The 12,058-nt window shown below is 46.3% G+C and carries 20 protein-coding genes and 1 tRNA gene; 9 read left to right on the top strand and 12 right to left on the bottom strand.

Annotated elements, in window-relative coordinates; all coding sequences use genetic code 11:
- Nucleotides 1–32 precede the first annotated feature (32 nt).
- From H6F74_RS09610 to H6F74_RS09585, 6 genes are all read right to left on the bottom strand, one after another.
- Entirely contained in the window at nt 33–251 is a 219-nt protein-coding gene (locus H6F74_RS09610; protein ID WP_190439701.1) for a hypothetical protein, read from the bottom strand.
- Nucleotides 252–553: 302 nt separating this feature from the next.
- Complete coding sequence (locus H6F74_RS09605; RefSeq protein WP_190439700.1) at nt 554–754, bottom strand: hypothetical protein; 201 nt, start codon at nt 752–754, stop codon at nt 554–556.
- 79 nt (nt 755–833) lie between these two features.
- Complete coding sequence (locus tag H6F74_RS09600) at nt 834–1,043, bottom strand: hypothetical protein (RefSeq protein ID WP_190439698.1); 210 nt, start codon at nt 1,041–1,043, stop codon at nt 834–836.
- Between the two features lie 202 nt (nt 1,044–1,245).
- Complete coding sequence (locus H6F74_RS09595; protein ID WP_190439696.1) at nt 1,246–1,626, bottom strand: hypothetical protein; 381 nt, start codon at nt 1,624–1,626, stop codon at nt 1,246–1,248.
- On the bottom strand, nt 1,613–1,921 hold the full coding sequence (locus tag H6F74_RS09590) for a hypothetical protein (protein ID WP_190439694.1): 309 nt from the start codon (nt 1,919–1,921) through the stop codon (nt 1,613–1,615). The genes H6F74_RS09595 and H6F74_RS09590 overlap by 14 nt, the downstream gene beginning before the upstream one ends.
- Nucleotides 1,922–2,057: 136 nt before the next feature.
- The gene (locus tag H6F74_RS09585) at nt 2,058–2,276 is read right to left on the bottom strand and encodes a hypothetical protein (RefSeq protein WP_190439693.1); all 219 of its coding nucleotides are present in this window, start codon (nt 2,274–2,276) and stop codon (nt 2,058–2,060) included.
- A 74-nt stretch (nt 2,277–2,350) separates the two neighbouring features.
- Here H6F74_RS09585 and H6F74_RS09580 point away from each other — a divergent pair, with 74 nt between their 5' ends.
- Nucleotides 2,351–2,782, top strand: coding sequence for a hypothetical protein (locus tag H6F74_RS09580; RefSeq protein WP_190439691.1), 432 nt, complete (start codon nt 2,351–2,353; stop codon nt 2,780–2,782).
- A gap of 152 nt (nt 2,783–2,934) precedes the next feature.
- Here the strand turns inward: H6F74_RS09580 and H6F74_RS09575 are convergent, their stop codons facing one another.
- The 3 genes from H6F74_RS09575 to H6F74_RS09565 all read right to left on the bottom strand — a co-directional run bounded on the left by H6F74_RS09575 (nt 2,935) and on the right by H6F74_RS09565 (nt 4,114).
- Nucleotides 2,935–3,180, bottom strand: coding sequence for a helix-turn-helix transcriptional regulator (locus H6F74_RS09575; RefSeq protein WP_190439689.1), 246 nt, complete (start codon nt 3,178–3,180; stop codon nt 2,935–2,937).
- A 255-nt stretch (nt 3,181–3,435) separates the two neighbouring features.
- A complete protein-coding gene (locus H6F74_RS09570; RefSeq protein ID WP_190439686.1) occupies nt 3,436–3,723 on the bottom strand; it encodes a KGK domain-containing protein in 288 nt (95 codons plus the stop codon).
- A 91-nt stretch (nt 3,724–3,814) separates the two neighbouring features.
- Nucleotides 3,815–4,114, bottom strand: a complete 300-nt coding sequence (locus H6F74_RS09565; protein ID WP_190439684.1) for a KGK domain-containing protein — start codon at nt 4,112–4,114, stop codon at nt 3,815–3,817.
- 101 nt (nt 4,115–4,215) lie between these two features.
- Between H6F74_RS09565 and H6F74_RS09560 the strand changes: the two genes are divergently transcribed.
- The 7 genes from H6F74_RS09560 to H6F74_RS09530 all read left to right on the top strand — a co-directional run bounded on the left by H6F74_RS09560 (nt 4,216) and on the right by H6F74_RS09530 (nt 9,840).
- Nucleotides 4,216–4,482 (top strand): hypothetical protein, encoded by a 267-nt coding sequence (locus H6F74_RS09560; protein WP_190439683.1) that lies wholly within the window; start codon nt 4,216–4,218, stop codon nt 4,480–4,482.
- A complete protein-coding gene (locus tag H6F74_RS09555; RefSeq protein ID WP_190439680.1) occupies nt 4,479–4,661 on the top strand; it encodes a hypothetical protein in 183 nt (60 codons plus the stop codon). The genes H6F74_RS09560 and H6F74_RS09555 overlap by 4 nt, the downstream gene beginning before the upstream one ends.
- Nucleotides 4,661–5,152 carry a hypothetical protein gene (locus H6F74_RS09550; protein ID WP_190439678.1) on the top strand — a complete coding sequence of 164 codons (492 nt, stop codon included), beginning with the start codon at nt 4,661–4,663 and terminating at the stop codon, nt 5,150–5,152. Before H6F74_RS09555 ends, H6F74_RS09550 begins: the two co-directional genes overlap by 1 nt.
- A gap of 69 nt (nt 5,153–5,221) precedes the next feature.
- Entirely contained in the window at nt 5,222–7,741 is a 2,520-nt protein-coding gene (locus H6F74_RS09545; RefSeq protein ID WP_190439675.1) for a DnaB-like helicase N-terminal domain-containing protein, read from the top strand.
- A gap of 1 nt (nt 7,742) precedes the next feature.
- Complete coding sequence (locus H6F74_RS09540) at nt 7,743–8,018, top strand: HNH endonuclease (protein ID WP_242021958.1); 276 nt, start codon at nt 7,743–7,745, stop codon at nt 8,016–8,018.
- Nucleotides 8,019–8,315: 297 nt separating this feature from the next.
- Nucleotides 8,316–8,777, top strand: a complete 462-nt coding sequence (locus H6F74_RS09535) for a hypothetical protein (protein ID WP_190439671.1) — start codon at nt 8,316–8,318, stop codon at nt 8,775–8,777.
- Nucleotides 8,767–9,840, top strand: a complete 1,074-nt coding sequence (locus tag H6F74_RS09530) for a site-specific integrase (protein WP_190439668.1) — start codon at nt 8,767–8,769, stop codon at nt 9,838–9,840. The genes H6F74_RS09535 and H6F74_RS09530 overlap by 11 nt, the downstream gene beginning before the upstream one ends.
- 104 nt (nt 9,841–9,944) lie before the next feature.
- Here H6F74_RS09530 and H6F74_RS09525 read toward each other — a convergent pair.
- A tRNA-Ala gene (locus tag H6F74_RS09525) sits at nt 9,945–10,017 on the bottom strand.
- A 171-nt stretch (nt 10,018–10,188) separates the two neighbouring features.
- Here H6F74_RS09525 and H6F74_RS09520 point away from each other — a divergent pair.
- On the top strand, nt 10,189–11,031 hold the full coding sequence (locus H6F74_RS09520; protein WP_190439666.1) for a rhodanese-related sulfurtransferase: 843 nt from the start codon (nt 10,189–10,191) through the stop codon (nt 11,029–11,031).
- An 18-nt stretch (nt 11,032–11,049) separates the two neighbouring features.
- Here the strand turns inward: H6F74_RS09520 and H6F74_RS09515 are convergent, their stop codons facing one another.
- Complete coding sequence (locus H6F74_RS09515; RefSeq protein ID WP_190439662.1) at nt 11,050–11,838, bottom strand: EcsC family protein; 789 nt, start codon at nt 11,836–11,838, stop codon at nt 11,050–11,052.
- Between the two features lie 42 nt (nt 11,839–11,880).
- Nucleotides 11,881–12,057 (bottom strand): hypothetical protein, encoded by a 177-nt coding sequence (locus tag H6F74_RS09510; RefSeq protein ID WP_190439660.1) that lies wholly within the window; start codon nt 12,055–12,057, stop codon nt 11,881–11,883.
- Between the last annotated feature and the right edge of the window lies 1 nt (nt 12,058).

The raw sequence follows: 12,058 nt of genomic DNA, 5'->3' as shown, positions 1-12,058 counted from the left end.
TACTTTATTGCGTTTGAGTTTTTTGATGAGAGTCATTTAATGTTCTTCCCTCCTGTCTGCTTCACTTGTGCGATAAATCCATCTATTTTATTTACCTGAAGTTCGGTTAAATTCCCGCCAGTGTCGAGGTCATCAAATAAATCTTGATTACTGGCAATGCGCCACTTTGAATTTAATTGAGCAGACGGATTATTTTTGTGGCGGTTCTCAATGCGGTCGATGTGGCCTAAAACGTAAGTCTTATTTGGCATCTTTTTGCTTTCACCCATTTAATTTAAAGAATCGCTTACGCAATATCGACCAGGTTTCTTTGTCGAACCACATAAGCTGAATAATGAGCCATATCAACAACCCCCCTAGCACTGAGATAATGCCCAAGAAAGGAGCATTTATTAGCTGCTCTAAACTCTGCCAAACAAGCTGAATGCAGGGGTAAGCGCTAACCGAAACTGTTAAGCAAATACAAGACCAAACTACTAAACGAGAAGCGGTGAACATATTTTTACCTCAGTTCAAAGAACCAGCGATCGCACCACTGGCTGTTTAATTAGTTCTATGCGTCGAACAGGTCAGAAAAATCAAGCTCAGTATCATCTTCATCAAGTACGATGCTGGTGGCTTTCTGATTGAATTTCTGCTCCCATTCCATCTGCGCTTCTGCGAGATTTTCGCTGCGGCTGAAGTGAGTAAATGTCGTGCTAGATTCCGCAACTACTTTGTATGTATTCCAGGGTTTCTGATTGGTTTGTGTCATTTGGCAATCCCCACTGCGCGATCGTAAATGCGCTGGATTGTCGCAGATGGAGAAGTGTTTGAATGAACGATCGCGTATTTCATGCTCCTTTCCCCCGCGCTGAGTGAGTTGAAAGGCGATCGCTTATTCGCTGTGCGACCGTCCGCACTTCTTCGTCTTCGATTGCATCAATGATTGACTGTGGATCACCACCGCGGTGAAATACATCTGCCAGTTTTAGGGCTGTGGGGAGGTCTACGCCGTGGGATATGTACTGCCCATCGGGGAAGCCGACTTCAAAATCTGCCATGATCGAAATGTCTCCTTGTTTTTGGATCGGGAGCCAGTGCCGGGGGCGAGCGTGGAAACTATGACCCCTGGCTACTGACAAGCTTTGAATTTTTAGAAGAGTGGCACGCCGTCGCAAAGGACGGAAGCGGAATAGTCTGGGTAAGGGACGGTGGATGCTGCCCACCACTGCGAGAGCTTTTGATAGATGAGATTAAGCATCTCTAAATCCCCTCGGCTTCTGTGGTGGAGTAGGAGGGCAAGGAGGATAAATTGCTGGATTCGGAGGGCAGCAAGTATTTTGGGTCACTTTCTGCTGCCTCCAGGGTGAGATGGGCGTTGTCAATGCCACTTACGAAAGCGTTTAGCGCGTCGATGACATCATTGCCAATATCACCGAAGTCACCGGCTGCAATATCTTGGAGAGCATCGCCAATGCCACCACCGACGATGTAATTTTTGGTAGATTTTCTGACTGTCTGCCGAGCTTCGTCTAATTTGGCTTGAATGTTACTACTACCCTGCTCTGCGTTGGCTTGGCTGCGTCCGGCTTTAGCTTTGCCCTTTTTAGCTTGTTCGACTGCCTTCTTATCAGCTGCGTTCATAGTATTGCTCCATTTTTTGATTAATGTCTCGGATGGCGTGCCGCCTACCTTTCTGGCGCACCAGCTCTCGGAATTGTCTCAAAACGATGAAGGCATCGGCGGTAAAGCCCTCATCGTATGGTTCGTAGTCGAAGCCGGGGACTTCCAATTCCAAAAGCACTGTCTGATCGCGGCGCAGTTGCGTGTCAGATATTCCCAGATGCTTCCTGGCTAAGGAGCGCGGCACCCATGTTTGAATGTCATCGGTTGTTACTGTCCTCATGGTCGAGTTGTGGTTGAGTTGTGGTTGAACCATAGGATGACCACGTTTCGGTCATCTTGAATTTGTGATTAGTTAATGGGCGATAATTTAAAAGCTCCTTCCTTCACTGGGTTTTGGGGTATTAGCCAGCAGCTGCCTTTCGAGCGATACTGCTGGCTTTTAATTTGGGCTATTTAAAGGTGACGGTGATGCCTTGCGACTGGCAGAAGATATCTAAGAAGTACAGAATCCTTTTCCTTTCCTCGTTGGTTAGCTGTCGGGCTGGGATATTTTTCTTCTGCAATAACCCGACATGAACTCCGGCAGCGACGAGGGCGGCATCTTTGTAGAGCTGGCTTGTAGCTTTGTTGTACCTCCTGATTTGGTTGAATACGAAGTTAGGGTTCATTTTTGGGATTACTAAGTAAAGAGTCGGGGAAACTGAGAGCCTCTCCGACTCGGCTCTCAACCAAGGTGTTTGAAATGAATCAGTTTATTCAGTACGAGCTTCAGCCAATTGAGGTGCGGGAATTAAGTTACGGGTACAACTCAAGCTATTACTCCAGGTCACGTTCTGAGGAAACTTTGATATCGGCTTGTGCTTTGTTGATTGTGTTGGCGATATGGAGTTGTGTTACATGGCGGTTGCCTACTAAGGCTGGTTATAGCGGTGTTAGTCGATGGATCTGGTTCGGATTTTTGGCGTTACCTCTTACAACGGTGTGGGCTTTGTTGGCGTTTGTTTTGGTGCCGTCTCCTAAAGATAAGGAGCTTAAAGTATTGAAGGCTCAACTGAAGTTGACGGAAGATGAGCGGGATTCAGGGCAACAGCAAATTAATAGAAATGTGGAATATATAAAGCAGGCAAATTTGAAGATTCAGTCCTTGGAGAATAAGCTCATTCAAAAGGGATAGGTTTACCTCCTTTGATTAGTTGTGTGGAAAGCCGGGGCAAGTACCCCGGCTTTTTCTATGGGACGACGCTGTTACTCAATGGGTGTGTGTTGAAATTTCCTCCTTTGGGGTATTTCAAGGTGTATAAGCGTCAAGCGTCATCCCAAAGCTTGTTAGCTGGCAGTAGCAGAATTAGTACCTTCAAACGCTTCAATTAATTCCTCAAGAGTGCATTGGTACGCTTCACACAAGCGTTTAATCTCCGATGGCTTCATTTTTGGAATAAACTCTCTAGCCTCCCACTTGGCAATTGTGGATGGGCTTTTGCCCACCAACAGTGCAAATTGAACTTGGGTAAGACCAGTGCGCTGACGCAACTTCATCGGTGTGAGGTACTCTTTCTCTTCATTCTCTTTCATATTATAGTACACTGCTAGTAGCAGACAACTACTAATTGACTGCTAGTTGGTAGACGACAAAAATCGGGCAGCCCCGAATTTCCAGGTCAGGACTGCCCACGTAAATCCTCCCACTAAGGGATGCGTAGTTTACAGCGAATTAGCACAAGGGCGGAAGATAAGTCTAACCCTGCCATAGACGTGCTAAATAGCTCCCAACTCGTAGCCCCTAAAGTTGGACTCCACTCACGCCAAACGAGAGGTGATGCAACGAACTTAATCAGTGTTCAGTTCTCTCCGCAGTGCATCTAGAGATTCAGGGTTATCTGACTGCGGCGGCTCATCAGAGACAAATTCCAAGCGAAGGTAGAGCTTACCTTTCTTCCATCCGCCACCAGAAGCTTTGAGGAACTCAATCTCGGCACCCTGTTCCAGCCACGGCACAAGTGAATTGCCAACCGATTGTTTAACCTGTTTCGTGAAGTTCTGGTACTTCTGCATATTGCAGAAATCTTTGACAACTACAACATCATCCTTATTGAGGTCAAGTCCTTCTATGTCCATATAAATCACCTAGATACGACAACATCGGGCAGACCAAGATTTGGCGGTCAGGTCTGCCTCACCCAGATTTTCCCACTAGGGAATAGACACTTTACTCCTCAATGCTTAGCTGCCCTTCTAAATACAAAGGTTCAGGCTCATCATCAAGTTCAGGCTCATCAGGAACAAACTCTAAGCGAATGCGAACCTTCCCTGGCTGCCAGCCGCCCCCGGTGCTAGATATTAGGACTTCGCAATCCACACCCTCCCCAGTCCAGACCTCCGCTGACCCGCCGACTTTCTGCTTAAACCAGTGCATAAACTGACTGACCTTAAATGTTTGGTTTCCAACCAAGCTGACGTGTAGGTTCATTGACACAACATCGTCATCACTCAAATTAAATTCACTCATGACAATCGCTTACCTATAGATACGACAACATCGGGCAGACCAAGATTTAGCGGTCAGGTCTGCCTCACCCAAATTTTCCCATCACAAATCGAAGGAAAACTATGAGCATTCGACTGATGAAGGTAGGTAGCAAGTTTGTTTTCCCAAATTCACAATCTGATTCACAGCTCGTCCGCGTTGGGAGCCGAATCATAAATTTAGATGCGATCGCCCATGCCGAGTACGACCCCACCGGGTCAACCTTGGAGATATTCTTCCAAATACTTCCATCCATAGTGCTTTCTGACGACGAAGCTGAATGCCTATGGAAACTGTTGGAGCAATCAGCTTTAGATGTCATGCCAGAGGAGAACGCGATCGCCTCATGAGTCAGCTAAACGATTTGGACTCTATTAACAATCAGCCCCTGGAAGTGAAGCTTGCTATTCGTGCGATCGCTTCTGAAGCAACAAAGCTTAACCCAGGCCGTTGTTTTATTTTTCGAGATGGGACAATTATGCCCCTGCTTGTTGGATTTTCCGACTGGATTAAAGCTCATCAAATTTAATGCTTACTCCGATGCAACAGATTACTGACTTAGAAAGCATTTTGGGCGCAATATACCCAGAGCATCAAGCACACGTCGGAACCCTGAGAGACCTCCGCCGAGAAGCTCACGAACAAATTGACAAGATAGCTTGTGACTTATTTCGTCAAGAACTCAGTTGGGTTCTGAGTTTAGAACTTCAAGAAGCGCTAAAGATTGAAGTCAAGCGCAGCTACAAAAAACTCACAGCGATAGGTGAAATAAACTTTCTAAATAAAAAGATTTTCATCTATCCCGATTACGAGAATGGCGACGAACACCCTAATGGCTACTGGAAAATGACACGATTTCCAGACCTTTATGAAGAGAAAGTTCTTGGTATCTGCCTTCAACCAGAGCTAATGATTCAACTGGGTCAAATCCAAGCATATGCCGACTCAAATCAAGAGCGGTATGTAAGCGATGCGGACGATATACCCTTTGACAATAGCGACGATGACGAAGAATTTTGACTCAAAAGAAAAAGGCGATCGCCTAAACCAGGAAGGAAAGCGATCGCCAATAACTAGAGGTAATAAACAATGATTGCTGTAAATTCTTTTGTAACTAGCGACAGACTCCCTCCAATGAATGTGGAGGCGGAAGAAATGGTCTTAGGTGGAATCCTAAGTTATCCACAATCAGTCTCTATGGTGGCAGATAAACTCCTTCCAGAACACTTCGCCCTAAAGAGCTATCAACAAATACATAGAGCCATTCTATCAGTTTTTAACTCTGGAAAACAACCAGATTTAATGCAAGTTACTACTTACCTTTATGACCGAGGATTACTTGATTCAATAGGTGGGCAGAGCAAACTAGCTCAATTAGTCGATTGCACAATCTCAGCGATTAACATCGACCAGTACGCTGAGCTAATCATTGAGAAATACTTAAGGAGAAAGGTAATACAATTAGGCAGCGAGATAAGTAGTGCTGGCTACGAAACCTCTACGGACTTACAGGAATTAGTTAGCTGGGTACAAGAACAAACTTACTACACAACCCAGACAGCCTTAGACGGCGGACTAAGAGATGCTAAAGCATTCAAGCATCAACAAATTATCTCCCAGGTATCAAAACTCGAACTAGAAGAAGAAAACCCTTCCTTCCGATATTTCAAGCTGATTGATATCGCTAAAAACTCTGGATTGTCCGTTAGTCAATTAGAGACAATCTACTATAAACATCTAATTAATGATGAGAATGAACCCGCTATTCCTCTAGCAGAGTTCCGCAAAAAATACGGCGCTTCTGTTAACCGCTGGTTTCTGCATGGTTTCCTCTCCGAAGGCAAGGTTTCTCTGTTCTACGGGAAGGGCGGCGTAGGTAAAACAAGACTTATCTATGACCTAATTCATAGCGTCGCTAATGGTCGATCTTGGAATGGGTTCCCCGTCACAGCTAGAAGCAGAAATATCCTATTAGTGCAAACGGACGAGAGCCAAGGGGATATGCTCGAAGCCTTCAACGCCAGGGGCATCACCGACGATATGCCCATCATGTGCAAGTCACGGTGGACAGTTGATCACATCCAGCAGCTGAAGAAGGAGATTATCGAACTCGGCATCAACTGGGTAGTTATCGACTCCCTAACAGCAGTTAGCTCCAATTCAATCTACTCAGAAAATGACGTTCCCTATGCCCGTCCTATCCTCTTGTTGAAAGCTTTGGCGCAGGAGTTAGGCATTCACATCAGCATTATTCACCACGCCGTAAGCGACGGCTCAAAGCCAAGGGGAACCACGGCGATCGTTAATGCTGTGAGCGATGTTTTCTGCGTTGCCGCCAAATGTGACGCACAAAGACCGGACTCGCTCAACCGACTGCTAAAGGTGGAAAAGTCACGCTCACGAGCGCCCGGTATCTACGAACTGCTATTCGATCCAGAAGATAACTCCTGGTTACTTCTGGGCAAGCAGGGAGAGGAAGAAAGCGATAGCCCAAACCTGACTATCAAAGATAAAATCATCGGCTTTCTGCAAAATCATCCTAATATCTGCTACGAAGTGGCGGAGATTCAAGAAGCGATCGGCGGGAATCTTGAAAGCATCCGCCGTTGTGCTAACCAGCTAGCCAGGGATGGCGAGATTAGTTGTAAGCGTTTGCCGTCTGGTGCCAAAGGATACTGGATTGCATTAGACGGCGATGAGCATCCCACCTACAATCCACCCGATAGAGACAAGATTGCCAACATTAAGATTGCGTTAAGAGCGGCAAGCATCGAGGAGGAGGATCGCCCAATGATCGCCCAGGAGGATCGCCCTCAGAACGACGGATTAGCAGTGCTTTCGGGAATCCGCGATCATCCGATCATCGAACCGCTCAACTCTTCCACTGAAAAATTTTCCAGCATGGAGGATCGGATGATCGCGGATGCTGGAAACCCTCACCATGAGGCAGTTCCACAGGCGATCCTACCAGGCGATCCACAGGCGATCCTAGGCGATCATCCTCCCCAGCCTTGGTATCACGAAAAGATAGAGAAACCCTACGAACAACCCCCGGCTCCCTTCACTACTGGGCAGAAAGTCCGGTACGAGGGTACGGAGTACACAGTCAAAAGCGCGACTCACACCCATACGCAATTAGACGGTATTGAAAAGGCTGTTTCTAATTCTGAGGTGAGCGCCGCACCTGGTGTTGGGGAGGAGAATGCGATCGCCGCTCCTGGTGCCGAAAATCCCACTCCCCTCCACGTTCTAATCAACACTCCACTTAAAAATAGATTGTTTGATTCAGCCTTAGTCGAGGCATCCATTGACGACGTGAGATTAGCCCTACAGAAAGTAGAGGCAAAACCTCGCGGCAATTCAATGCGAATTGACCGTCTGAGACAGCGTTTAAGCGAACTCAAAAAGATTGAGATAGCCGAGCCAACAATCTGTAAATACAAAGGCTGGGAGGGGCGATTCAAAGCAACACGCGAAGGAATAGAAGTGGTTGCGATTCGTCCAGACGGAGCTGAATCAGAGCCTATCCAGCTATCCTTCAAATTCTTTGAAGTAGCTATCAGCTGGTTCAAAGCGGGAGTCGATAGCGAGTTTAAAGGAGGTTGTTGATATGCCAATGGATCGCCGCCTCTACCCTCCCAACTGGGACGAAATCGCCACGGAAATCAAACAAGCAGCTAACTGGCTGTGCCAAGAATGTGGCAGAGAATGCCGTAGACCGAAAGAAACCCTCGCAGAATTTTGCAAACGCAGAAATCAGCCTTGGGATGAAGTCATGGAACACCCCCAAAGATTCACTCTCACAGTGGCCCATTTAGATCACGTTCCCGCCAACTGTGACGCATCCAATTTAAAAGCCCTCTGTTCAGGATGCCATTGCCGCTGAAAAAACGCCTTAAACGAGAGCGCCTAGGGCAACTTTCATTACTCATTTGAATGTTTCTTCAAGACAATGCAAACAGATAGCGGATTAGTGCTAGTCAAGCGATATTTTGACTTAGTGGAAGCAAACAATGAAAAAGAAAGGCTTTTAGGGCTTTTACCTGTTAATCACTACCACATACGAACTAGATTGCTTTCCAAATCAAATAGAGATGTCTGGGGCTTATTTCTTAGCCATTTCGCCCTAAAAGAACTCGTGAACCATGCCCTTAGAACAGAGGAAAAACAAAGGAGTTATTAAATGGCTAAAAGACGACCATGCCCTTTATCCCTAAATTGTTCGGCAATGGGGGCTTTAAGAGGCAAACCTTGTGTTAATTGGGATACCTGTAATTGGTGGGTTAAACCCTGGCACTTACCATACCAATTTATTAAGTCCGAGGGATTGTCCTATCTATCGGTAAAATGGGCTGATCCATTCTACCGTCCAATATGGGAAGCGGCAGGGTGGGCTAGTTCAGAGCAGTTGCCTTACGTTTATTTCAAAGCGTCGGACGGATGCCGGATTCTCTACGTTACCCACTCCAGAGGAGACTGGATGATTCCAAAACGACTTGGATCTAAATACCAGCTTTGGGCCGCCGCTCAATCAATGGGTTACACAGAATTTTACGAGTTTCAACCAGACGTTTGTGAAGAGTGGCTGTACAAAGAGCTTTATTACAACGTTGAACAAATTTACAGAACTGGCAATGAAGGTTGAATCTAACGCAGGATGGCTTAGAGTTAGGTTCACTTGCCGAGGTAAACGGCATTGCCTCTCGTTAGGGCTAAAAGAAAGCAAATCTAACCGGATTAAAGCAGAGAGGGTACTTCTGCAAATTGAAGCTGATATTCAGGATGGGAATTTTGATTCCTCACTTTCTAGATACAAGCCTCACCCTTCGTTAAAAAAGCCACTAGCTCAATTAAGCTGTACAGAATTGTTTACAGATTGGCTTGAATATAAGTCTAGATTCTGCGATGCCAGGACGATTAAATGGTACAAACCGACGAAAAAAATACTAGAGTATTTTGGCGATACCCCCGCTGGCAGTATCACCAAAAATCAATCTATTCAATTTGCAGGGTGGCTCAAACCACAAGCCGGATCAGAAACTCAGCGGCGCAAACTAGAGGCAATTAAGGCTTGCTGGGATTGGGCGATTGACAATGGATATGTAACCGAGAATCCCTGGACTGAAGTGGCTAAGTTAATTAAGCCCCCAGCGCAAGAAAGCCCTACCCCTTTTAGCAATAAGGAGGTTGAGCTTATATTTGAGGGTTTTAGAAACCTGTATCCTCAGCTCCTCCCTTTCGTCCGTTTTCTCTTCGCAACAGGTTGCCGAACCGGAGAGGCTAGAGGATTGCGCTGGAGCGATCTGAGTGAAAAATGCGATCGGGCTGCAATCACATCACAGCTAACCAGGGAGGGAAAGAGAAAACCACCTAAAAATAGGAAAACCAGAACCCTCTGGCTACCAGAGTCTTTATCCGAAATGCTGACATCCCTTAAGCTCCAAAGCGCTAATGAGCTTGTTTTCACTTGGAACGGCAAGCTCATTGACGAACACGGTTTTTACAAAAGATGGTCTTTAATCTTAAAGAACCAAAATATTCCTCACCGGAAGCCGTATAGCACCCGCCACACTTTCATTAGTCATGCCCTGGAACGGGGCATCAGCCCAATGCTTATCGCGCAACAGACGGGGCATAACCCTAAAGTTTTGTTTGAACATTACGCGGGTCACTTGCAAAACAACCCCAAATTACCAGATATGTTTTAATCTTGCGTACCAATTTTGTGTACCAATCTCTGTACGACAGCCAGACAATGAGTTCTAGCCGCTTAAAATTGGTACATAGAATCGTGTCTCTCTTGTAAAACTAATGGAGGTTAGCGGACTCGAACCGCTGACATCCTGCTTGCAAAGCAGGCGCTCTACCAACTGAGCTAAACCCCCGAAATTTCAGTAGGAACTAAACCCACTTTTGTTATATTAGCTCATATCTTTGGATGAGTAAAGGGGGTAAAGGAAAAAATATCTAGACGCAAGCCATCGTAAAGCTTCCTTTGTTAGGTTAGATGCTAAACCAGAGTAAAATATTTCTACTCCTTCGGGTTGAGGGGGAAAATGAGCCAAGTTGTTGTAACTTTCTATAAATTCGTCAAGTTGCCGGACTTTGCCGAGAAGCGAGATCCCTTGTTATTGCACTGCGAAGCACAGGGTATCAGAGGGACAATTTTACTAGCAGCGGAAGGCATTAACGGGACGATTGCAGGTTCCGGTCAGGCAATTGATTCAGTTTTATCGTTTTTACGCTCCGATCCCCGTCTGGTTGACTTAGAGCATAAAGAATCCGGCGCTGATTCTCCACCGTTTGACCGAATGAAGGTGCGGTTGAAGAAAGAAATTGTCACCTTGGGATTGCCGGAAATCGATCCAAGCGATCGCGTCGGCACCTATGTCAGTCCGAAAGAGTGGAATGCGCTGATCTCCGATCCTGAAGTAACGATTATTGACACCCGCAACGATTATGAGGTGTCTATTGGCAGCTTTAAAGGAGCGAAAAATCCCAGAACTGCCTCATTCCGCCAATTTCCTGACTACGTTCGCAACGACCTCGATCCCACAAAACACAAAAAAGTTGCCCTATTCTGCACTGGCGGCATTCGCTGCGAAAAAGCGACATCATTCATGATGGCTGAAGGCTTCCAAGAGGTCTATCACCTCAAAGGCGGCATTCTCAAGTATTTAGAGGAAGTTCCAGCAGAAGAAAGTTTGTGGCAAGGGGAATGTTTTGTCTTCGATCAACGTGTTGCTGTCCGTGAGGGTTTGGCAGCAGGAACTCACCAAATGTGCCGCAATTGTGGGCATCCCATCTCGGAAGCTGACAAAACTTCCCCTCATTATCAAGAAGACATTTCCTGTCCCTACTGTTGCGATCGCCTTACGCCAGAGAAACCAGTACGATAGGAAGCAACAACATCACTGCTAGGATTGGCTGCTTGAGCCTGTCGTCGTGACACCTGCGCTAGCAGCAGAATTTTTCTTTGCTTCATAGAAGCGGCTGGCAACATATCCTAGAGTGTAAATCAAACTAGCGTTACTCGACGCTCCAACCACAGCACCGATTACAGGCAGGATTTCCACAAAACTCAGCCCGCCTTTGAGGACTCCAGAACTTCCCACAGATAAACCGAAAATTACCAAGACTTCGCCCCGGCGTGTTGGATCTTTTAGCGGAAATCCGTATGCCGCAGCAATGCGATAGATCATCTCAGATTGCAGTGCTGCGATCGCCGCTAGTTCTATCCCGAACAAAGCAAGCGCTAAAGGAGGCAAAAAGTTAGTAGCTAATCCAATTCCCCCCGCTTTCAGGGCAGTATCGACCATGATTCGGTGAGCCAGTTGCTCAGGTTTTTCTAGAGGATATTCTTGTCGCAGCTTGTCTACCTCATTCTGAGCCTTCTCGACATCAACCTGACCGAGGGCGGTCATTAACACATTAATGCCTGGTACTTTGGCAGCATATTTGATTAACGGATTTTCAGCGATAGGAGTAACGATTTTGCCTACCGTTTCCGTCCCCTGCTCCACGAATTGCACAGCCGCAGGTACTGCCGACTTGCTGACAGCAGTAGTAGTATTTGTAATCTCTTCTGCTGTAACCATTGCTACATTAGAACCCCACTTAGCCGCACAAGCAGCCATTTGAGTTGCTGTAGCGATCGCTTCACTCATTTGGTTTGTGGATGAACCTTCTCTGCTCTTTACTGGCATAGTTTCAGTTAATATTTTTACATCTTTTAATTAACTTACACTCTAGAAAGCCAAGGCATTATCTATCCTCTGATAGTAATTTGATGCTCTTGGGAATGAGATAGAGCGATCGCTTTCCTTTAATGCAGAGGGGGGAAGATGCGATCGCGCGGGAGCGTTGTAAAAGAGGGAAAGTGCGATCGCATCTATGGTTACACAAGAGGAGAGGCGCGATCGCAAT

It is taken from the genome of Trichocoleus sp. FACHB-90 (assembly GCF_014695505.1).
GTDB classification, from domain to species: domain Bacteria; phylum Cyanobacteriota; class Cyanobacteriia; order Cyanobacteriales; family FACHB-T130; genus Funiculus; species Funiculus sociatus.
The sequence above is the reverse complement of the archived record's forward strand: the minus strand, read 5'-3'. Positions and strand labels throughout refer to the sequence as shown.

Bases quoted from the DNA above. Each gene is read 5' to 3' on its own strand.
- H6F74_RS09570 (WP_190439686.1), bottom strand. From the start codon at position 3,723: ATGGACATAGAAGGACTTGACCTCAATAAGGATGATGTTGTAGTTGTC.
- H6F74_RS09515 (WP_190439662.1), bottom strand. From the start codon at position 11,838: ATGCCAGTAAAGAGCAGAGAAGGTTCATCCACAAACCAAATGAGTGAA.
- H6F74_RS09585 (WP_190439693.1), bottom strand. From the start codon at position 2,276: ATGAACCCTAACTTCGTATTCAACCAAATCAGGAGGTACAACAAAGCT.
- H6F74_RS09575 (WP_190439689.1), bottom strand. From the start codon at position 3,180: ATGAAAGAGAATGAAGAGAAAGAGTACCTCACACCGATGAAGTTGCGT.
- H6F74_RS09555 (WP_190439680.1), top strand. From the start codon at position 4,479: ATGAGTCAGCTAAACGATTTGGACTCTATTAACAATCAGCCCCTGGAA.
- H6F74_RS09605 (WP_190439700.1), bottom strand. From the start codon at position 754: ATGACACAAACCAATCAGAAACCCTGGAATACATACAAAGTAGTTGCG.
- H6F74_RS09530 (WP_190439668.1), top strand. From the start codon at position 8,767: ATGAAGGTTGAATCTAACGCAGGATGGCTTAGAGTTAGGTTCACTTGC.
- H6F74_RS09550 (WP_190439678.1), top strand. From the start codon at position 4,661: ATGCTTACTCCGATGCAACAGATTACTGACTTAGAAAGCATTTTGGGC.
- H6F74_RS09590 (WP_190439694.1), bottom strand. From the start codon at position 1,921: ATGGTTCAACCACAACTCAACCACAACTCGACCATGAGGACAGTAACA.
- H6F74_RS09565 (WP_190439684.1), bottom strand. From the start codon at position 4,114: ATGAGTGAATTTAATTTGAGTGATGACGATGTTGTGTCAATGAACCTA.
- H6F74_RS09595 (WP_190439696.1), bottom strand. From the start codon at position 1,626: ATGAACGCAGCTGATAAGAAGGCAGTCGAACAAGCTAAAAAGGGCAAA.
- H6F74_RS09540 (WP_242021958.1), top strand. From the start codon at position 7,743: ATGCCAATGGATCGCCGCCTCTACCCTCCCAACTGGGACGAAATCGCC.
- H6F74_RS09560 (WP_190439683.1), top strand. From the start codon at position 4,216: ATGAGCATTCGACTGATGAAGGTAGGTAGCAAGTTTGTTTTCCCAAAT.
- H6F74_RS09600 (WP_190439698.1), bottom strand. From the start codon at position 1,043: ATGGCAGATTTTGAAGTCGGCTTCCCCGATGGGCAGTACATATCCCAC.
- H6F74_RS09580 (WP_190439691.1), top strand. From the start codon at position 2,351: ATGAATCAGTTTATTCAGTACGAGCTTCAGCCAATTGAGGTGCGGGAA.
- H6F74_RS09520 (WP_190439666.1), top strand. From the start codon at position 10,189: ATGAGCCAAGTTGTTGTAACTTTCTATAAATTCGTCAAGTTGCCGGAC.
- H6F74_RS09535 (WP_190439671.1), top strand. From the start codon at position 8,316: ATGGCTAAAAGACGACCATGCCCTTTATCCCTAAATTGTTCGGCAATG.
- H6F74_RS09610 (WP_190439701.1), bottom strand. From the start codon at position 251: ATGCCAAATAAGACTTACGTTTTAGGCCACATCGACCGCATTGAGAAC.
- H6F74_RS09545 (WP_190439675.1), top strand. From the start codon at position 5,222: ATGATTGCTGTAAATTCTTTTGTAACTAGCGACAGACTCCCTCCAATG.